21 protein-coding genes and 1 tRNA gene are annotated in these 19,417 nt (G+C 43.9%); 14 read left to right on the forward strand and 8 right to left on the reverse strand.

Annotated features, from left to right (window positions below; translation table 11 throughout):
• A partial coding sequence (locus ECA01S_RS11300) for a helix-turn-helix domain-containing protein (protein WP_217994737.1) occupies positions 1-1,354 on the reverse strand: 1,354 nt, incomplete at its 3' end.
• Between the two features lie 237 nt (positions 1,355-1,591).
• Here ECA01S_RS11300 and ECA01S_RS11305 point away from each other — a divergent pair.
• The 6 genes from ECA01S_RS11305 (at position 1,592) to ECA01S_RS11330 (ending at position 8,443) form a co-directional block, all read left to right on the forward strand.
• Complete coding sequence (locus ECA01S_RS11305) at positions 1,592-2,779, forward strand: DUF998 domain-containing protein (protein ID WP_067395514.1); 1,188 nt, start codon at positions 1,592-1,594, stop codon at positions 2,777-2,779.
• A 64-nt stretch (positions 2,780-2,843) separates the two neighbouring features.
• A complete protein-coding gene (locus ECA01S_RS11310) occupies positions 2,844-3,188 on the forward strand; it encodes a DUF6054 family protein (RefSeq protein ID WP_071858962.1) in 345 nt (114 codons plus the stop codon).
• Between the two features lie 79 nt (positions 3,189-3,267).
• On the forward strand, positions 3,268-3,762 hold the full coding sequence (locus ECA01S_RS11315) for a hypothetical protein (RefSeq protein ID WP_143139594.1): 495 nt from the start codon (positions 3,268-3,270) through the stop codon (positions 3,760-3,762).
• 384 nt (positions 3,763-4,146) lie between these two features.
• Positions 4,147-6,582: a vitamin B12-dependent ribonucleotide reductase gene (locus ECA01S_RS11320; protein ID WP_067395523.1), complete on the forward strand. Its 2,436-nt coding sequence runs from the start codon at positions 4,147-4,149 to the stop codon at positions 6,580-6,582.
• Positions 6,583-6,594: 12 nt separating this feature from the next.
• On the forward strand, positions 6,595-7,155 hold the full coding sequence (locus ECA01S_RS11325) for a cob(I)yrinic acid a,c-diamide adenosyltransferase (RefSeq protein WP_067395526.1): 561 nt from the start codon (positions 6,595-6,597) through the stop codon (positions 7,153-7,155).
• 124 nt (positions 7,156-7,279) lie between these two features.
• Entirely contained in the window at positions 7,280-8,443 is a 1,164-nt protein-coding gene (locus ECA01S_RS11330) for an AI-2E family transporter (protein WP_067395529.1), read from the forward strand.
• 91 nt (positions 8,444-8,534) lie between these two features.
• Here the strand turns inward: ECA01S_RS11330 and ECA01S_RS11335 are convergent, their stop codons facing one another.
• Positions 8,535-9,371, reverse strand: coding sequence for a tyrosine-protein phosphatase (locus ECA01S_RS11335; protein WP_067395532.1), 837 nt, complete (start codon positions 9,369-9,371; stop codon positions 8,535-8,537).
• A gap of 170 nt (positions 9,372-9,541) precedes the next feature.
• On the opposite strand from ECA01S_RS11335, the gene ECA01S_RS11340 reads away from it, so the two are divergent.
• Both ECA01S_RS11340 and ECA01S_RS11345 read left to right on the forward strand, forming a co-directional pair.
• Positions 9,542-9,991, forward strand: a complete 450-nt coding sequence (locus ECA01S_RS11340; RefSeq protein ID WP_067395534.1) for a GNAT family N-acetyltransferase — start codon at positions 9,542-9,544, stop codon at positions 9,989-9,991.
• A 46-nt stretch (positions 9,992-10,037) separates the two neighbouring features.
• Complete coding sequence (locus ECA01S_RS11345) at positions 10,038-10,409, forward strand: hypothetical protein (protein ID WP_067395536.1); 372 nt, start codon at positions 10,038-10,040, stop codon at positions 10,407-10,409.
• A gap of 158 nt (positions 10,410-10,567) precedes the next feature.
• Here the strand turns inward: ECA01S_RS11345 and ECA01S_RS11350 are convergent, their stop codons facing one another.
• Together ECA01S_RS11350 and ECA01S_RS11355 are read right to left on the reverse strand one after the other, a co-directional pair.
• Positions 10,568-11,596, reverse strand: a complete 1,029-nt coding sequence (locus tag ECA01S_RS11350) for an anti sigma factor C-terminal domain-containing protein (RefSeq protein ID WP_067395538.1) — start codon at positions 11,594-11,596, stop codon at positions 10,568-10,570.
• On the reverse strand, positions 11,574-12,077 hold the full coding sequence (locus ECA01S_RS11355) for an RNA polymerase sigma factor (protein ID WP_067395540.1): 504 nt from the start codon (positions 12,075-12,077) through the stop codon (positions 11,574-11,576). Before ECA01S_RS11355 ends, ECA01S_RS11350 begins: the two co-directional genes overlap by 23 nt.
• 147 nt (positions 12,078-12,224) lie before the next feature.
• Here ECA01S_RS11355 and ECA01S_RS11360 point away from each other — a divergent pair, with 147 nt between their 5' ends.
• Positions 12,225-12,518 (forward strand): hypothetical protein, encoded by a 294-nt coding sequence (locus ECA01S_RS11360; RefSeq protein ID WP_067395543.1) that lies wholly within the window; start codon positions 12,225-12,227, stop codon positions 12,516-12,518.
• Between the two features lie 165 nt (positions 12,519-12,683).
• On the opposite strand, the gene ECA01S_RS14840 is transcribed toward ECA01S_RS11360, so the two are convergent.
• A complete protein-coding gene (locus ECA01S_RS14840; RefSeq protein ID WP_082703302.1) occupies positions 12,684-12,809 on the reverse strand; it encodes a helix-turn-helix domain-containing protein in 126 nt (41 codons plus the stop codon).
• Positions 12,810-12,949: 140 nt separating this feature from the next.
• A complete protein-coding gene (locus tag ECA01S_RS14730; protein ID WP_082703303.1) occupies positions 12,950-13,096 on the reverse strand; it encodes a type II toxin-antitoxin system RelE/ParE family toxin in 147 nt (48 codons plus the stop codon).
• A 197-nt stretch (positions 13,097-13,293) separates the two neighbouring features.
• Here ECA01S_RS14730 and ECA01S_RS11365 point away from each other — a divergent pair, with 197 nt between their 5' ends.
• The gene (locus tag ECA01S_RS11365; RefSeq protein WP_067395545.1) at positions 13,294-13,479 is read left to right on the forward strand and encodes a hypothetical protein; all 186 of its coding nucleotides are present in this window, start codon (positions 13,294-13,296) and stop codon (positions 13,477-13,479) included.
• 468 nt (positions 13,480-13,947) lie between these two features.
• Here the strand turns inward: ECA01S_RS11365 and ECA01S_RS11370 are convergent.
• Positions 13,948-14,018 (reverse strand) — tRNA-Gly (locus ECA01S_RS11370).
• Between the two features lie 107 nt (positions 14,019-14,125).
• Here ECA01S_RS11370 and ECA01S_RS11375 point away from each other — a divergent pair.
• The 3 genes from ECA01S_RS11375 to ECA01S_RS11385 all read left to right on the forward strand — a co-directional run bounded on the left by ECA01S_RS11375 (position 14,126) and on the right by ECA01S_RS11385 (position 17,520).
• Positions 14,126-14,875 (forward strand): threonine/serine exporter family protein, encoded by a 750-nt coding sequence (locus tag ECA01S_RS11375; RefSeq protein ID WP_067395548.1) that lies wholly within the window; start codon positions 14,126-14,128, stop codon positions 14,873-14,875.
• Positions 14,876-14,884: 9 nt separating this feature from the next.
• Positions 14,885-15,382, forward strand: coding sequence for a threonine/serine exporter family protein (locus ECA01S_RS11380; RefSeq protein WP_067395551.1), 498 nt, complete (start codon positions 14,885-14,887; stop codon positions 15,380-15,382).
• A gap of 269 nt (positions 15,383-15,651) precedes the next feature.
• Positions 15,652-17,520 (forward strand): endonuclease MutS2, encoded by a 1,869-nt coding sequence (locus tag ECA01S_RS11385; RefSeq protein ID WP_067395554.1) that lies wholly within the window; start codon positions 15,652-15,654, stop codon positions 17,518-17,520.
• Positions 17,521-17,573: 53 nt separating this feature from the next.
• Here the strand turns inward: ECA01S_RS11385 and ECA01S_RS11390 are convergent, their stop codons facing one another.
• Positions 17,574-17,861 carry a hypothetical protein gene (locus tag ECA01S_RS11390; protein WP_067395557.1) on the reverse strand — a complete coding sequence of 96 codons (288 nt, stop codon included), beginning with the start codon at positions 17,859-17,861 and terminating at the stop codon, positions 17,574-17,576.
• 133 nt (positions 17,862-17,994) lie between these two features.
• On the opposite strand from ECA01S_RS11390, the gene ECA01S_RS11395 reads away from it, so the two are divergent.
• Positions 17,995-19,365, forward strand: coding sequence for a class II fumarate hydratase (locus ECA01S_RS11395; RefSeq protein WP_067395560.1), 1,371 nt, complete (start codon positions 17,995-17,997; stop codon positions 19,363-19,365).
• The last annotated feature ends 52 nt before the right edge of the window (positions 19,366-19,417 follow it).

Below are 19,417 nucleotides of genomic sequence, written 5' to 3' on the forward strand. Positions count from 1 at the left end.
GAACGGCGGCGATGGTATCCATCAAAAAGCTCCAGTCCTTTTCATTAGGCGGGCCTGACCATAGAATCGCATGATCCCGCGCACCTAATGGGGAAAAATCGGATAGATAAATGTCGCAGGGCTGATCAGCACCGCGGGTTACTTGGATGGTCATATTGTCCATTGATTGCAGGGAGCGAGCGATGTAGTCGTTGAATTGTTCCCCCATAGAAAAGTCGATGGTGACGTGGACCGTATCTTCGTAAGCCGTAGGAGGTAAATATTTCGTAAAAATAAAGATATATTCCATCAGCAGCTGGTCACGGAACTTCCAGACCCTTTGACTAGAGTGATTGTACAAATATTCCTTCACTGTGAAGAATAAATGGGGATAACTGCGCTCATAGTTTAGTAAGAAAGTGTCGCGGTAATCGTCCACAATTTTCGAATAATATGTGAGGTATTTATAGTTAATCAGCATGGATTCATGAAACAGAATCATCCGCGTTTCGGCGACAATCGGCACTGTTGAAATTTCGTCGACCCACGCCAGTAGTTCGTCAGACTTTTCCTCAAAAACGTCAGGAAAGTGAATGCGGCTATGATCCACTGGGAAAAACTTTTCCACAGCGAGAAACATATAGACATAGGCACTTTCTTTGTAAATCAAATGAGCCGGACAGCCGATGGTCACTAAAAACCATTGGATCAACAGCAGAATGGGATCATCCGACTTTACCTCAATAAATGACTTGAAATGCTGGATCACGGCGCCTGACTTGATGCGGTAGTATTGGACGGACATTAAATAGATCAATTTGATACGCTCAATCTCAGACAATGGGTGACCTAATTCTACTTCGATATAATGAACCAGTACGCGCAGGTCATGCCGTAATTTCTTAGAAAATGGAAAAGCCAGTGAGTGGAATTTTTTCAAATAGAAGGTAAAGAGATTTTTGCGAACCGTCAGCTCATCCCCAGCTAGTCTGTTTTCCGTGTCAATCACCAATTCATAGGGCTTGAGGCGCGTTTGTAAATCTTGTTTGATTTTATAGACCTTAGAAGTTGATAGAAAGAGTGCTTGACCATAGTGCTTCAATGGTTGCCCCGGGTCTGTCAAGAGGTGGTAAAAAAGCTGGAATTCTTCTGAGTTTTTTAAATAAATATTGGACAGCTCAAAGACCTCGTCCGGCATTACACGCTGGATCAAGACTTCTTTTTTCTCCTCATCCACTTCAAATTGGATGCCCACTTCAGGATAATCTGCCAAGTCTTCTTTGAGGCGCTTTAAGTGCTGTTTGACTAAATAGTCGGAGACTTTCAGCTGTTCGGCAATTCGCCGAATCTCCACGGTGGGGGTATCACTTTCCAAAAAAAATTGTAAAATTTGAAAGCGCAGCTGCTTTCCTTTATCTAATAGGAGCATGAGTCGTCATCCCTTTGGTATCGTTTTCTTTATCATAACAGATGGCAGAGGGCGGGACAATGAGACAGCTCGATTAAACAACGAACGTTTCTTAATTGTAACAAACTTTATTTTACCAGCGAGTCTTAGTTGAGGAAGAGGCCCTATGTTGGGTATACTCAGCATAGAGAGGAGTGGATCGCAATGAAGGTCCTGAAAATAACGATTTCTGATGAGACGGCTGAGAAATATCAATTGTCTGATCCAGAGGCGTTACAAGTGGAGACGACTACGGAGGGCTTACTGTTGGTTAATGAGCATCACCGTACCGACGTCCAGAAAATTTCTTTACGCTGGTATCTTTTGCCTACGCTGTTACTGACAAGTCTTTTTCTTTTGGGACAGCTAAAGCTAGGCAATCACCAAGTACTGTTAAATGGCGACCAGTCGATTGCCAGCTTTGTTCTGGCTTTAGGCTTAATCGGCGGCTTAGTCAGCTTTTTGTATTTTTTTATTCGCGGCAAGCGCCAAGCGATTGAAACCAATACGAAAGATATCTATTGGCGCAACTTGCCGGCAATTTTTGTGGCATTGGCTATTATCGGCTTTTTGGCAATCAGCCTGTTCTTTCGGATGATGCGCCTCGTCTTTTTAGGCGCCAGCTTCGACTTATTTACTGCAACAGTATTGTTTGCTCTATTTGATGCCATTATCAACTATACTTTGATTTTTGTGGCGCTTAGTTTGACGCCCAGGTTTTTGACTAATTTATTGACCGTCACGATTTTCGGCGGTGTTATGTTGGCGATGGCCCTGAACAGTGACAATTACTGGTGGCAATATAACTTCAGTTTTCTCGGAACCTATGAAGCTACTAATAGCTGGCAGTTCAATCTCACCTTGATTTTAGCTGCCCTATTAATGATTGCGCTGCTAGATTTTTTATTCGTCCGAATCGAACGATTTTATCCCAAAAATATCCGGCTAAGGATTTTACGCGTGTTACTGACACTGACGGCTATTACTTTAGGAGGTGTGGGGCTATTTCCTTATACTGAGACCGGTCCATTCGTCGGCGTGCATAATCAAGTCGCCGCTATGCTGATTTATTTGATGATTATCCTGATGGCTGGCATCAAGTGGCTGTTGCCTGCTGGTAATGATGAGTTCATTGTGACTTCCTATGTGATTGGCGTTCTTTTAGTGGTGATCAGTATTTTGTTCCAAAATATTCATTACTTATCTTTAACGGCTTTCGAGCTGTTGGCTTTTATACTGGCTTTTGCTTGGATCATTTTGATTTTGCAGAATTTACAGAAGCTCGCAGCTGGACCGAAAGAAACCAGCGCTACGATTACGTTGACTGATGTGAAGGATGGGAATACTGACTAGTACGAAAGAATACATGCTGGGGTTTACTTGGGACAAGATTGAATAAGACGGTGGAGACTTGAAAATGGCTAAATATGAACGTCAATTTCGTGGTGATTTTGAGGCTTGTCTAGCTGTATGCGAGGACGTAATCAAAAAAAGCAGTCTGTCCGTTAGCTTTGAAGACGCCAGTGATATTGTCAGTCAGCAAACACAAGTAGCAGTACGAGTCTATGAACGTTATAGTGTTACTGGTGGTAATCGCACCAGCTTGAATATCACGCTGGTGGGCTTGGGGCAACAGCTGATTATGTCCGTCGTCATTACTTCCGGTGGCAGCCGTGGTATCATGTCCAAATACAATACTTGGGGAGAACAGAATTTTTTGAAGGACTTTGTGAAAGAATTTGAAGTTCAATATCCGCAGTGAGGCAATAACTCATTGATTTATTTGAAAAAGAGCGATAGCTTTCCCCCATTGAATATGAGATATTAAAAGAAAACGAGGTGTGGCTATGGTATTTTACCGGAAAAAATCACGGATTTTGCTTCAGTTGTTTTTAACAGGCTTTGCGGTAGTTTTTGCGATTTTCTTTTTGGTGACTAGTTTAGGGATGCCAATGGAGGGTTTAATGCAGGCAATCTTTGTGATTGCACCAGTGATCATCGGCGGAGCCGCTGCTTTTGGCTTTATCCAAGCCTTAATGTGGCTGGTTGCGAATCAGCCAGTGATTGCGGTAGAGGCGGATGGCTTACGGTATGGTGTCTTTAACCGCAGTGAGTCGTTACGCTATCCCCAGATCGAAAGTCTCCGTTATGGCACCAGAGTGCGCGGTGGTGGCCAAAATGGTCAGCCCGCTACAACTGAAGAATTATTGTTTATCAAACCCAAAGAGGGAAAAACGGTGGAAATCAATTTGAGTGGCCTGGATGGTTCTTTTGATGACGTCTACTCTGCTATCAAAAAGACGGCGCCTGAGATTCCCTGGCTGACAATCACATAGCGAAAAAAGCTTGATTTGAAAAGGAACATTAATAGGTGCCTTTCAGACCAAGCTTTTTGTTGTGCGTTTGGTACTATTTAAAAGGATTTAAGGGTAAAAGCTAGCTTCTGCTTTTGTTCGTTAAACAAAAGAGTATCCCTCTTGTCGAGTTCATTTTAGTAAAAAGATCTTTTAAAAAAAACAATCACTGGAATAAATAATTATTATTTTTCTATAGAAATGAAGAGCACTTGTTACTGTGATTCTTTTCTGAAAAATAAATAACAAGTGATCCGGTGAACTGCATTTTTAGCCGCTTGAGTATTTCTATATCTAGTGCTAGGATTTGTTTGTTATACGAAAAACCACTATATATAGTGTTGATATAGAAAGGGTTATTTTGCTATGAAACGGTATACAAGCGAACAGATTCAACAGTTAAACCAGTCAATTGCAGCTTTTCCTGAGGTTCATGCAATTCGTGAAGATATGACACAAACCTTCGATGGGATTTCTCGCATGGTGATGCTGGATCGCTACACGGTAAAAGATGTAGCGCTACAGACCTTACAAGTCGGTGATTTGGTGGTCGCAACGCTCATTGAGGATTCACAATATCCGACACGAGGAATTGGCTATGTACTGGCGATTGATGGTGACCAGATTACTTTGCAGGTGGAGGAGGAGTATCAAGGGGCTATCGGCCAATCAACCATTCAATTACGCCGGACCGCAATTGAAAAACCTTTAGAAATATATTTTGAACAGATTGCGGCACGGGTCGCTGGAGGAATCGCTGAAAAAGCCGGTGAGAAGCGAGCAGCCTTGGAAACGGTATTCTACCAAGAAATGGCGGAACAAAACTTTATTCCAGCAGGGCGAGTCTTGTATGGGGCCGGTACGGATTCTCAAGTGACCTATTTTAATTGCTATGTGATGCCGTTGATTCCCGACTCTCGTGGTGGTATCTCAGATCACCGCAAACAAGTGATGGAAATTATGAGTCGTGGTGGTGGCGTGGGGACGAATGGCTCAACCCTCAGACCAAAACATGCCTACGTCCGTGGCGTCAATGGTAAGTCTTCAGGTGCCGTTTCCTGGCTGAATGATCTCTCACAGCTCACGCATTTAGTGGAGCAAGGAGGCAGCCGTCGTGGTGCGCAAATGATCATGATGGCTGATTGGCATCCTGATATCATTGAATTCGTTATTGCCAAGATGCAAAATCCAGATGTATTACGCAAGCTGATTCAAGAAACACAGGACGAAGATATTCGTCGCTTGGCGGAGGAAAAGTTACAATTTATGCCTCTGGAGCATCCTGAAATTTATCAAGCGGCTTTGACCAATGAACAGCTACCTGCTACAGAAAGAAGCTATCTAGAACGTTTACTGAAAGTGGGGGGCAGCTATGGAGTAAAAGATCCTGACTGTCTGACTGGAGCCAATATTTCTGTCTGTGTCACCCAGGACTTTATGGAGGCAGTTGCGCAGGATGCTGATTATGAACTGCGTTTTCCGGCAGTAGAAAAGCTGACGGCAGCAGAAATGGCTATCTATGACCGTGAATGGCAAGAGCTAGGTGATGTGCGGCAATGGGCAGCTAAGGGTTATCCGGTTACTGTTTACAAACGAATCAAGGCGCGTGAGCTGTGGCACTTGATTACCCTCTGTGCAACCTATTCTGCAGAGCCGGGTATCTTCTTTATTGATAATGCTAATGAGATGACCAACGCACAGGCATATGGCCAACAGGTCGTAGCCACTAATCCTTGTGGAGAACAACCATTGCCGCCTTATTCTGTCTGCAATTTAGCTGCAATCAATTTAGCAAATATGGTGAACAAGGAAACAGGAACCATCGACTACGAAAAATTGCGTCAAAGTGTGACGCGGGCAGTTCAGTTTCAAGACTTGGTGATTGATGCAACGCCATATTTCTTAGAGGAAAATCGCAAACAGGCCTTGGGTGAACGGCGCATCGGCTTAGGTGTCATGGGTTTAGCGGACTTGTTGATTTATACGGGAACACGCTATGGTTCGCCTAAAGGAATTAAAATCGTGGAGGAAGTTTTTCAAACCATGGCGGAAACGGCCTATGCAACCTCTATTGAATTAGCACAGGAAAAAGGCAGCTTTCCTTTCTTGGTTGGAGAAACAGAAGAAGAAACTTTGGCACTACGGCGCCGCTTCATTTCATCGGGGTATATGAAACGGATGCCTGAAAAAATTCGTCAAGACATTTTGCGTTACGGCATTCGTAACTCACATCTGCTGACTGTCGCGCCGACTGGCTCAACGGGGACAATGGTCGGTGTCGCAACTGGCTTGGAACCTTATTTTTCTTTCCGTTATTTCCGTAGCGGTCGTTTAGGAAAAAGTATTGAAGTTCAAGCTGATATCGTGGCTGACTACTTTAGACGCCATCCCGAAGCAGATACGTTGCCAGAAGAATTTGTTAGTGCGATGGAGCTATTACCGGAAGAGCATGTGGCGGTACAATGTGCCATCCAGCGGTGGGTGGATAGTTCTATCTCCAAAACAGTTAATGCACCTAAAGGTTATACGGTGGCCGAAGTCGCCAGTGTCTATGAAGCTTTATATACTGGTGGTGCCAAGGGTGGCACAGTCTATGTGGATGGGAGTCGTGATAGTCAGGTTTTGAGTCTTGAAGCGGAGGTAGTTGAGCAAACCGCTACGGCGACTGTGGAGCAGGAAACAATTGTTTATGGTAGTGAGCCAGGTAATCGCTGTCCTATCTGCCGTGAAGGCGAAGTTGTGGAAATTGGCGGCTGCAGTACGTGTACTAATTGTAAAATTCAATTGAAATGTGGCTTATAGGGAGGAAATAGTATGAAGATCTATACAAAAACGGGAGATAAAGGTTATACACGCTTGATTGGTGGAAAAAAGGTAGCCAAGAATGACGCTAGAGTCGATGGTTACGGGACCTTGGATGAGTTGAATGCGTGGATTGGTTTGATTTTAGCAGAAGAAAAAGTAACACCTGAATTAGCTAGTCAATTGGTGGAAATTCAGAATATTTTATTTGATGCCGGTGCTGATTTGGCTACACCGAAGATTAAAACGGCTTTTAAAGTGACGCCAGAATACACGGAACAGCTTGAAAAGCAAATCGATCAATTCGTAAACCAAACACCACCGATTGAACGGTTTATTCTACCGGGGGGTACGCCTCTTGCGGCTAAGCTCCATGTCGCCCGTACTATCGCGCGCCGCGCCGAACGGCTGATTAGTGGGGTTGCTATGGAGGAAGAAATTAATGAAGCTGTTTTGACTTGGGTCAATCGTTTATCTGATTACTTCTTCGTAGCAGCTCGCTATGTCAATCATCAAGCAGGTATTAACGAACCTGCCTATTCTCGTGGAGGCAAGGTTTTCCATAACGAATAAACTCAAAATGGCAGCAGTGGTCCGTCCCAGACTACTGCTGCTTTTTCATTGGGTTAGCAGCTATGATAGCAGTATTATTTGCCATTTTTTGTTATGATAAATAAAAAAGCTGAGGAGTTTTGAGATGAAAAATAGATTGATTGCCTTTCTCGGCGGAAAGACCTCTTATTATGTTTTAGGACTGGTTTTGCTCTCCGCCTGTACGATTTTTATGCTAGACAAAATATACTTTGTTTTTAAGCCATTTGTGACGATTTTACTGGTAACATTGCCGCCGTTAGTTTTCGGGCTGGTCTTGTACTATGTATTCAATCCATTAGTCAAAAAGCTGGCGCAGAAAATGCCGCGAGGCTGGGCGGTGGCGGTTGTCTACATTGTTGCTTTAGCGTTGATTGGCTTAGCGGGAGTTCAACTGACACAGCTAGTGATCGATCAGGCGCAAGACCTGGTAGAACAGCTACCGGCGTTGTTTGATAACTTCCAAAAAGAAGTTCAAGCCTTTTTTGACAATACGCCCCTCAAAGAACAGATCGACCAACTGATTACTTCCATCGACCAAGTGGTGAAACAAGCTGCTGACTATATTGGTAAAAATTGGCAGGCTGGCGCTGAAGGACTAGGCAACATTTTTTCTGCCGTTTCTTCCACCTTAGTGACGATGTTTGTGGGACCAATTATTGCCTTTTTCCTATTGAAAGACCCACATAAATTTTATCAGGCAGTTTTACGCATCGTACCACCAGGCTTTCGGAAAGATTTTAAACAGCTGGTGAATGTAGCCAATCAACAACTAGGCGCCTATCTAAAGGGTCAAGTGATTGCCTCTTTATTGTTAGGCTTGATCTATTGGGTAACGTTCTTGGTGATTGGCTTGAAATATGCCACAGTTTTAGCCGTGGCCGCTGGGATTTTAAGTATCATTCCTTATGTGGGATCTTTCTTGGCTTTTCTACCAGGCCTTTTCATTGCCTTCCAAGATTCAGGCTTTATGGTGGTGAAATTTGTCGTGATTTGGTTTGTGGTGCAACTACTTCATGGCGATTTAGTGGTTCCTCGGGTGATGGGAGATCGTTTGAAAATTCATCCAATTACCATCATGATTGTCTTATTAGTAATGGGGGATTTGCTAGGGGTAGTAGGTGTCATCTTCGGAATTCCTATCTATACGTTGATCAAGCTGGTGGTTATTTATCTATTCACACGCTTTAAAGGTCGCTACAATCACTTTTTTAAGGATAAAGGGACCTATGAGCAGGCCGAATTCAATGATGAAGACTATTTAGACTAAAAGAGACTCGGCTACTATCTGAAGCCCCTGTATGGGGAGTTTCAAATGGTAGTCGAGTCTTTTATTGTGGCTTGTTATCATACTAACTGATTCAAGCTAAATAGAGCTTTTTCAATTGCTGCAAAGCTTGTTGGGACAAGCCAAGACCTTTGGTAAGATAGCCTTCCACACTGCCATAATCCTGTTCCATTTGCTCAAAGGCAGCTTCAATATAACTGGGACGAACTTCTAATAAAGCGCGCATTGCCTCTTGGGCTTTTTCGTCCGCTCCCTTCATTTGCGCTAAGGTTTTCTGATTTTCCTCTTCACGGAAATCGTTAGAGAGGAGGTAATCCTTTACCACCGTTTCCTTGGGGACCCCTAAGGCTGAAAGGACCAAGGCTGTTCCAAAGCCAGCCCGATCTTTGCCAGCGGTACAATGCCAAAGGGTGGCGCCAGTCTCGTTAGCCAACAAGATATCAAAAAATTGGCGGTAGCCTTTACGGGCAAAAGGGTCCGTTACAAACTGTTGGTTCGCTTGAATTAAATAGCTTTCGGGATTTTCCAGTTGGGAGAGATTGGCCATAAAGTCCTGCATACTAGTGCTTTGACCAGTATCCTTCATGATAGGGTCGTGCAAATAGCTGACTTCTTTTATCTCGGGGTCAGGCAATTGCGCGACTTCGCTTTCTGTCCGGAAATCCACAATTTGGTCCAAGTGTTCCTCTTTGGTTAGCTTTTGAATATCTGCGGTCGTCAAATGACCTAGCTGGGCACCGCGTAACAGGCGTTGGGGTTTGATTTTGTGCCCATCAACGGTTTCATAACCGCCTAGGTCACGAACATTGACTGCGCCAGTCAAAGGGATTTCCTTGCCAGGCGTTGTGGAGACTTGTGCTGCACAGCCAGCAAAGACCACCAATAATAAGGGCATGATTTTTTTGAACATCGAAACATCCTTCCACAGGGGGATTTTGAAGAATTCTCTTCCTCTTCATGATACAAAGCCAATACCAAGTTTTGACGAGATTTGTGTAAAAAGGATGTAAAGTTGCTAAAGCGTATCAGAGGGAGGCTGGTCAGAAAAGGCGTATAATTAAAAAAGAAGGGGGCGAAAAGATGAAAATTAAAAAAATTGCGTATGCCACACCGGCTTATCAAGCCACCCTCGACTTGCGTAACCAGGTCATGCGCCATCCTTTAGGCTTGGATATTATGGATGAAGACTTGTCTAGTGAACAGACAGCGTTGATATTAGGAGCCTTTTCAGAAACGCAGCTAATGGGCTTCGGTATTTTAGCAGGGGGTTCAGAACCAGTGCGGAAGGTCGAATATCTCGTGGTGGATGATTCCTTGCAGAGTCAAGGTGTCGGATCACAGTTACTGCAAGCATTAGAAAAAGCGGCTTTAAACGAGGGTGCCACAACGATTGAACTAGAGGCCCGCGTCACCGCCCAGCCTTTCTATGAAAGACACGGCTATCACACTACTGGCGAACGCTACTTATTGCCCCAGGCACCTGTGGAACATATTCTTATGAGTAAAACGCTGGGGACAGCGGCAGTTTAGTTAGCCGCCCGCAGCTGTTATTTGAGTCAGGAAAGGATGAAGAAAGATGCTAGATGTTAGAGGCTCCATTGCACAATTACGCAGTACCACCGAACACCATTTTCAACATATCAAAAATCAACACGATTTTATGAGAATTTGGGCAGTTCAATTTGAGTTAGGGTATACTGACTTTCGAACAATTCAAATGGCGCTGCAGCTAGACGGCAAAATAGAGTTGCTGAAACGCTTCGCCAAAGATTACGACCAAGTCTATCATTATGAATATGCCTTTGCGGCTGGTGGACTAGCCGGCTTTAACGAACAATTTGGGTCCGAAATCGCCGCCTATGATCAAGCACACCAAACACTAATTGCCACCTTGGATGAAATCAGCAGGTTCCAACCAGCAGCAGATGAAGACAGCAAATTAGTCTAAATATTTGCAGTACAGATAAAACAAAAATGCCTCCTAGCCTGTGGTGTGTCCTAGGCTTAGAGGCATTTTTGAACAATGAAGGGATTTAATTTGAAGGAGTTACGGAGACTGCTTGGGCAGTACTTGTAGCTCTTTTCATTATAAAAAGGGTTATAGGTTCAGAGGCGAATCAGTGCCACTTCTGTCAGGTAAGCCGCGGCAAGATCCTCTGATTTTAGCAGCAGCTCCAGATTTTGTACCGATAGGGTCACGGTAGCGCCGTAAATTTTAACGCCATGCTCCTCTACATAAGCCAAGGTTTCAGCTATCTGTTTTTCAGACAGTGGTTGCTCACCTTCACTGGCTAAATTGATAAAATCGGTTTGACTTTGCAAGTAACGCAACATGGAGGTAAAACGAGTGGTTTCCCGTTTTTCATCGGACCATTTATTTTGCTCATCAGTAGCCCAGAAAGAATTTAGTAAAGGATACTTTTCTTGTAGCTGTGGCGTTTCTTTTAATTCCGGTAGCTGTCCTGAATGACCATTGGGCGAGAAGCCCACGATATACGGGCGTTCATTTTCAGCGCGCTTTTTCGTCCGCACAGCGTACCATAGCGTATCGCTAGTGGGAGCATTATAGGTTGTCCAATGGGCATACTCATCTAGGGATAAATCCTTTTTAAATAAGACATTCAAGGTGAGTTGACTACTACGGGGCAGTTCACGACTGCTTTCCAACAGAGCATCCAGTTGATCAGGCTCAATCAATTTTCGTTGAACCTCCTCATCACTGAACAAAGTAGTATTGCCAATGGTACGAGAGCGCAGGGAAATATCCTTTGACTGTTTGTTGCGCTTGATTTGACTACTTTGCTGCGTCTGACTACTTTGACTATTTGTTTCAAAAATTTCACTAATTCCGTAAGTGCCAATACCGGTTCGGTTGATTTGGAAATCTGCTAAAACCGAATTAGGCTGTGTCAATTGATTCTGAATAAAACGATTGAAGACATAGCTAGTAGAAACCGCGACCTCATTACCCCGCTGCGGATCGTAATAAAAGCGGTTAAGGAGTGCTTGACCACCTAACAAGAGTAGGAGTGTCAAAATAACTGACAGTAGGATTACCTTAACCATACTTAGACGCCATTTTTGTTTAGTTTGTGCTTGAATTTTTTCAAAATCAAATTTCGGGGAATTCTTCATGACCTAAAACCTCCTTTAATTTCTGGCGACCGCGGAACAACCGATTCTTAGTTTGGCTGTAACTCATATCGAACAACAAGGCCAATTCTTGTAGCGACTGATCCGCAAAATAGTGGAGAAAAATCAGTTCCTGATCCTCTGGCCGCAGCGTTTCGATCGCACGGTATAGGGCTTGATAACGCTCATCTTTGATTACTTCTTCTAAGGGCGTCGCAACCGGCTTTTCTACAGTCTGAGTTGAAAACCAGCGTTGCCAGCGACTTTGCTTACGTTGCTTGTCTAAAAAGCGATTCCGAATCACACGGAAAAGCCAAAATTTAATACCGTATTCTTCTAAAAAAGGTAACGCTGTTAGTAACGCCAGGAAAGCCTCACTGACTAATTCTTCCGCATCATAGCGATTTTTCGTCAAGGAAAAAGCATACCACAAGCAGGCTTCCCCATAGACCTCGAACAAAACACCCAAATTCTGTTGCGCCACTTTGTCACCCCCTACTAATAAAACGTTTGAGAAGTTCTTTCGTCACACTTTATTTTAGCAAATCATGCCTAAATAAAGCAGGTTAGACAAAAATTTGAGAATAAATGAAATCGTTTTCTAGTATAATAGAAAGAGAGGGTGTTTTTTATGAATAATCAAAATGATTTTAATGCGGACCGGCGTGCCTCAGAGATCAGTTCGTCTATTAATATGTTGAATCTAAAACTGGCCCAATTAGCAGATGAAGACAAAATTTATCAAATCAAATTGGAAATTGCGAAAACTACCGATCCCAGAGTGCGCCAGCAACTGCAAATCTTGCTAGCTGACATCGAAGGCGAAATTGCCGAAAAGAAACGTTTTGGTACATGGCTAGGTGTCATTATTTTAGTGGTGTTGATGGTGGCGGGCTTTATATTTGCAAAATATTTCCTGCTTTGAGGTGGAGAATTTGGTGTATTGGTGAGGCCTTTATGAATCAAGAAAAGAGGATAATTTCTATATTTAAATTGGATAAAAAAGATAGCTTAATAGGCGTAAGCCTCGTTAATACTAGAATCATCTAGTCTACGAGGCTGACGCCTATTTTTAGAACGGGTTCAATTTTTATTTGATTTTATGCTTAAGCTCGAATGTCAGAGTTAATCCTAACCCGTCCATGATGCGTAAAATGGTATCAAGCTTGGGTGTCACCTCAAATGTTTCGATTTTGGACAACTGAGATTGCGTCATACCAATGGTTTTGGCTAACGGCTGCTGAGAATGTTATGCATTTTTCGATACTGAATCAATTGAATAATAAACTTGTGGGCTTCTTCCACTTCGGTGGGGAGAGTATGTTTTTCTTTAAAAGATTGCCAGTTCATCGCTTGTCAGCTCCTTCTTGAAAGAAAATCATTTTTTTCTTTGATGGCCTTGGTTAGTTCGCTTTTAGGTGTCTTTTGAGTCTTCTTCATAAAGGCGTGTAACAGCACAAAGCTGTCCTCTTGGGTGTCAAAAAACGGATACTTATTTGGCATATTTGGCTAGTTTAAATAGTATGGCTAACTTAGGAATTGCTCCTTTTATTTAATCTATTTGGATATAGGAAAAATGGGTATGAATTGTATGATGTGATGTAATTTTAGAGGTGGAAAAGCGAAAAGATGGTGGCTATCCCGAAAGGTGGTGGTGCTTATGTATGTGAGCGCTGAAATCTTTAGAAAGGAGAAGCCTTTTGCAGATTGCAGAAGTTATTGCTTACTTGGTAATTTTAGCACCTTGTTTGACGGCTCTTTTTGAGTTGTTGACGCAAGTTGTGAAGTTCCTGCAGGCAATAGTGGACGCTCGTTCTTCCAAGAAGAACAAGAAAAAATGCAAAAAAAATAACCATCTTGTAACTTTGACGAGTCAAGATGGTTAAAAACCACAAACTTTGTCACCGTCTTTTTAACGGTTCTACGTGAGGGCATGTTGACGCATGTCCTCTTTACATAATTAGTATAAGACTATTTTAGCCTTTTTTCAAGTAATTGAGGATGTTGTTCTTTGAGTTTAAGATTTGTTACAGCTGAAATATATTAGTTTCAAAAATATCATAATACCTCAACCTTTAACAATCAGGTTATGGGTATTTATATTTAAAGTGATTCAAGATAGGCTAGGCCATGCTGATGTAAAAACTACGCTCAATATTTATACACGTGTTTCACCAAAAAATAGAGTGTCTACTTTGTCAAAGTTTGAATCTTTTATGTCAAATAAAAAAACAGAAAATGTTCCTTGGGGTCGTCAATTTTAACAATCAGGGGTAGTCAAAAAGGGTAGTCAAAACGCAAAAAAGGGGTAGTCAAAAAGTTGACTACCCTCTCAAAACGTTGCTATTAAAGGAAGCGGGTGACGAGAATCGAACTCGCGACGGAAGCTTGGGAAGCTTCTGTTTTACCACTAAACTACACCCGCGGCACAAAAATTATTATACTCCTCTTGAAAAAAACTGACAAGGGAAATTTATTTCCGATTTTCCTTCCATATAGTATGATGAAGAAAAAGATGATCGAGGAAAAAAGATGGAACCAGTATCAACGGATTTTTTGCTAGAGACCTGTCTGTTGGCAGGTAAGATCATGATGGAGAGCAGTGCGGAAATGTATCGGGTAGAAGACACCATGAATCGCATTGCCTTGGCTTGTGGGAATTATCGTTTAGTAAGCTATGTGACGCAAACGGGTCTGTTTGTTGGGCTTGATGGGACCTCGACGATTCGTATGGTTCAAATCACCCGCCGCAGTATCAATTTGGAAAAGGTTTCCAAGGTCAATGATTTGTCCCGCCAGTTTGTGGCGGGGACTTTGACGCCGACGGAATTATTACAAAAGCTGCAGCAGCTAGACCAAGAAAAGATTTTCTTTCCCATGTCGTGGCAGATTATTAGTGCGGCGGTTATTAGCGGGACTTTGATGATTTTGTTTGGTGGTGGTTGGTCAGACTTGCTCCTAACTACAGTGATTGGTGGGGCAGCTTATGCGGTTTATTACTACAGTGTCTATGTTTTTCGAATCAAGTTTCTCTCGGAATTTTTTGCGGCATTGTTGATTGGGGTAGCGGCCATTTTATCGGTGAAATTGGGACTGGGGACTAATCAGGATATGATTATTATCGGCTGTGTCATGCCACTGGTACCAGGGGTGCAAATTACCAATGCGATTCGCGACTTACTGGCGGGACACTATCTTTCTGGTGTTTCCCGTGGGACAGAGGCGTTGATTACGGCGACGATGATTGCCTTTGGGATTGCCATCGTCTTTCAAATTTTTTAGGAGGCTGCTATGACGATTCTTGTACAAATCTTATTTAGTTTTTTAGCCACGGCGGCTTTTGCGATTTTGACTAATGTGCCGCGCCGTTCCCTTTTGGCCTGCGGCTTGGTGGGAACGGCTGGCTGGCTTGCCTATTGGGTCTGTGTCCATTATGGCGGCAGTCCCGCCTTTGGTTCCTTGCTAGGGGCGTTGGCAGTGGCTGTGTTTAGTAATTTCGCCTCAAAGAAAATGAAAATGCCAGTGACGATTTTTAATATTCCTGGTATGGTGCCGTTAGTTCCGGGCGCGATTGCTTACCAAGCAATTCGCAGCTTTGTGACTGGTTCTTATGAAATGGGCATGCAGTCGGCGGTTCAGGTGGTAATGATTGCGGGGGCGATTGCTTTAGGTCTGGTACTCTCAGAAGTCTTCAACCACAATATTCGTAGTTTTAAAGAAAAGCGGGATCTGGTGGCAGCCAATCGTCAAAAAGAGTGGCTCCGGCGCCGTAAGAAGCCGTTAAAGTAGCGTTTGTCGCGTTTGACAGGCGCTTTTTTTCTTGTTATAGTTTTGGTGAAAGCAAATCAAACAATAAATGAGGTCTTTTTGTGAGTGTAACACGTATCTAGTTGAGTAGCTGAATAGGCAAGTAAACGGAAATACTATGGTTTATTTGTCGTGCTCTGAAGGATACCTGTCGTAAATTGCCTATTTCAAGACGATAGAGGAATTCTGTCGTCTTTTTTTGTACCCTTGATTTGTTTTCAAACAGGTACCTTCTTTTAGAAGGAGAATACATGAAGAATATCGATCCAATCATTCAATTTGATGAAATTAAAGAAGCCGTCCGCATGCGGATGTTAAGTCAACGTGCCAAAGAAATTTGGTTGAACCGAAAACCTGCCAGTCAATTAGCTGTTGTGGAAACGTGGCAGCAAGAGACTAAAGAAGCAAAATTATTGCTGGCAAGTGGACAGCATATGCCTTTTATGGGATTGCGGGAAATCGACCGGATCTTGCAACAGGTAGAAAAGGGCTTTGTGTTAGAGCCATCTGAATTAACGGAGACCGCCGACTTTCTCCGCAGTTTCCGCTTGATTCGTCGTTTTATGGAAAAAAATCAGTTTCAAGCACCACTTTTAGCCCGGTATGCCACTGATCTTCCGGATTTGGAAGAAATTGAGACCGCCATCTACCAAGCGGTAAACGGTAACCGGGTCAATAGTGAGATTTCGCGCCCCTTGAAAAAAATCCGGCAACAGATACGAGAAACAGAACAACAAATTGAGGAGCGCTTGCAGAAATTTATTCGCCACCCAGATAATCGTACGAAGCTGCAAGAGGCGATGGTGGTGAAAAAGGATGGTCATTGGACGGTCCCAGTAAAAGCTTCTTACAAAAATCAAATCAAAGGTAGCTTGATCGAAACTTCCGGTCGAGGCGTGACGGTTTTTATCGAACCGGAGAGTGTCGCACGTCTTAGTGAAAAATTGAGTCTTTTAGAAGCTGAAGAAACCGCTGAAGTTTATCAAATTCTGGCTGAATTGACGGGACGCGTTGCCGAAACCTTGGCGGTCATTGGTTATGGTCGGGAGATTATTACCGAATATGATGTGATTTTTGCGCGAGGTAAATATAGTCGCGAAATTGATGGGCAACAGGTGCACATCAACAAAGAGGAACGTATTATGTTGAAGGACGTGCGCCATCCGTTATTAGGGGACGTTGCCGTGCCGCTTAACGTGTCATTAGGTGAAACCTTCCGGGGACTGATTATCACCGGTCCCAACGCGGGTGGCAAAACCGTTGTTTTGAAGACGGTGGCACTGGTTACCATGATGACGATGATTGGGCTAGAGATTCCGGCGGCACCAGAAACAGAGATTGCCTTATTTGATGAAATTTTTGTGGATATTGGAGACCAGCAGGATTTAGGGAATGCCCTCAGTACCTTTTCGGGACATATGCAAAATATCGCCCATATCGTGCGCCAAACCAAGCGCTACAATTTGATTTTACTAGATGAAATTGGCAGTGGTACGGAACCCAATGAAGGGGCGGCTCTGGCGATTGCTAGTATGAATGCCATGTATCAGCAAGGCGGCTTGGTGATCGCCACTACCCACTATGGTGAAATCAAAGAATTCGCCCAGGCACATCCTGATTTTCAAACAGCGGCGATGGCCTTTGATAGCGAAACGTTACAGCCTAAATATCGGTTGCTCTTGGGTGAAACCGGCGAAAGTAATGCCTTTTGGATCGCGCAACGGATGCAACTACCTACTGAGGTGATCAAACAGGCCAAAGCTTATTTGGTCCACCATGATTTACCCCTGCTTCAGCAACACTTTGTCCAGCAAAAAGCTGTCCAGAAAAGTGTGTTACCACAATTTACGAAAGGTGATCGGGTCACCTATTTGGAAACCAACGCGACGGGTCTTTTCTATGAAGCCGTGGAGCAGCAGGCCCGTATTCTATTGGAGGATGGCTGGCAGGAAGTGCCGCTACGCCGCCTGAAACTGGTGCTCTCTGCTCAGGAGCTTTATCCGCAAGACTATGAGGTGGAAAATTTATTTACTGATTTTCATGAACAAAAATTCCAACGAGATTTAGCCCGGGGTTCGAAAAAGGCGCATAAAGAATTGCGTCAAGGCCGCCGTCAATAACAAAAATGGCCTATTCCCAGCGTTTAGTAAGCGTAGGAATGGGCCATTTATCGTTAAGCAATCCACATAAATAATTGCGGTAATAACAAGTTGAAGAGGGCTAAGCCCACGTAAAATCCGCTGACACGTCCTTGTCTTTTCCGTAAAGCATTGGCAAAACCAAGGATAAGTAGGATGCCAAGGATGGCTTGGAGTAGTTTGCGTCCGGTAAACAACCAGCCCACTTTATCAGAGGCGAATTGGGCAAGTTGTGCTTGCCAAAAGGGGAAATTTGATAAGAGTACTACGTTGGCGATCGTCAAAATTGTCACGATCAAAGGGAGTATCCAATATTTTTTCATAGCTGACGTCCTTTCTGTACTTATTATAGCACGAGAAAAGAGCAGACAAAAGTTGAGGAAAACCACCGTCAGGAATTGCTTTTGCAAGCAAAAATACAGTATAGTGAAAGCAAATCAGGCAAGGAGGACGCTTATGGATTACCGAATCGAGAAAGACTCAATGGGGGCAATCGAAGTTCCCAAAGACGCATTGTGGGGGGCGCAAACGGAACGGAGTCGCCAAAACTTTGCGATTGGGACTGAAACAATGCCGCCAGAATTATTACGGGCCCTTTTAGCAATCAAACGGGCCGCGGCGCTTGGCAACTTTGCGACAGAGCGTTTGTCAAAAGACAAAACCATGGCTATTCAAGCAGCTTGTGATCAGCTGTTAGCTAGTGATTTAACGGCTTTTCCTTTAAAGGTTTGGCAAACAGGCAGTGGTACGCAAACCAACATGAACGTCAATGAAGTGATTGCCCATGTTGCCCAAGAGTTGACGGGAACACCGGTGCATCCTAATGATGATGTTAATCGCTCCCAAAGCTCGAATGATGTTTTTCCAACGGCAATCCATGTTGCGACGGTTACGAGTGTCGTGACCGAGTTAATGCCAGCCATTCGGCAAGTGATTGCGCGTTTGCAAGAGTTGGAGACAGAAAACCATCAAATTATTAAAATTGGTCGAACCCATTTGCAGGATGCGACACCAGTTCGTTTCTCACAAGAAATCAGTGGTTGGCGCAGCGGCTTTGAGCATACGCTGCAAATGTTAGAACTAAGCTTGACGGAAATGCGGCAATTGCCACTAGGTGGGACTGCGGTGGGAACGGGACTGAATGCGACGCCTGCCTACGCTATTGAGACAGTCGAAGCCTTGAATATCGCGCTGGCGGAAAACTTTGTGTTGACGGATAACTATTTCCACGGCTTGGCCAACCGAGATGGAGCGGTCTTTGTTTCCGGTGCCTTAAAGGCGCTAGCGGCTAATGCCATGAAGATGGCCAACGATATTCGCTGGCTAGCCAGTGGTCCCCGCAGTGGGTTAGGCGAAATCACGATTCCAGCCAATGAGCCCGGCAGTTCCATCATGCCCGGAAAAGTCAATCCAACCCAATGTGAAGCGCTGACGATGGTGGCGTTACAGGTGATGGGCAATGATAGCACCATTGGCATGGCCGCCTCACAGGGCAACTTTGAGTTGAATGTGTATCTCCCTTTAATAGCCTACAATTTATTGCAAAGTATCCGCTTGTTAACGGATAGCCTGCGCTCCTTTGATCAGCACTGTTTGGCGGGTCTAAAAGCTGACCAGGGGCGGATGGCAGAACTGGTGGAAAATTCTTTGATGCTAGTGACCGCTTTGAATCCGCATATTGGCTACGATAAAGGCGCGGCCATTGCGAAAAAGGCCTACCAAGAAGGAACAACCTTAAAAGCCGCGGCTCTAGCGTTAGGTTATGTGACAGCGGCGGAATTTGATGAATGGGTCCAACCAGAAAAAATGGTAGGAGAAGAGCGCTAGGATAGGCTTAGGATGACTTTTCTCAGTAGGAAAGCGGCTGATATTTTTAGCG

Source organism: Enterococcus canis NBRC 100695, assembly GCF_001544375.1.
Taxonomy (GTDB): Bacteria; Bacillota; Bacilli; order Lactobacillales; family Enterococcaceae; genus Enterococcus_H; species Enterococcus_H canis.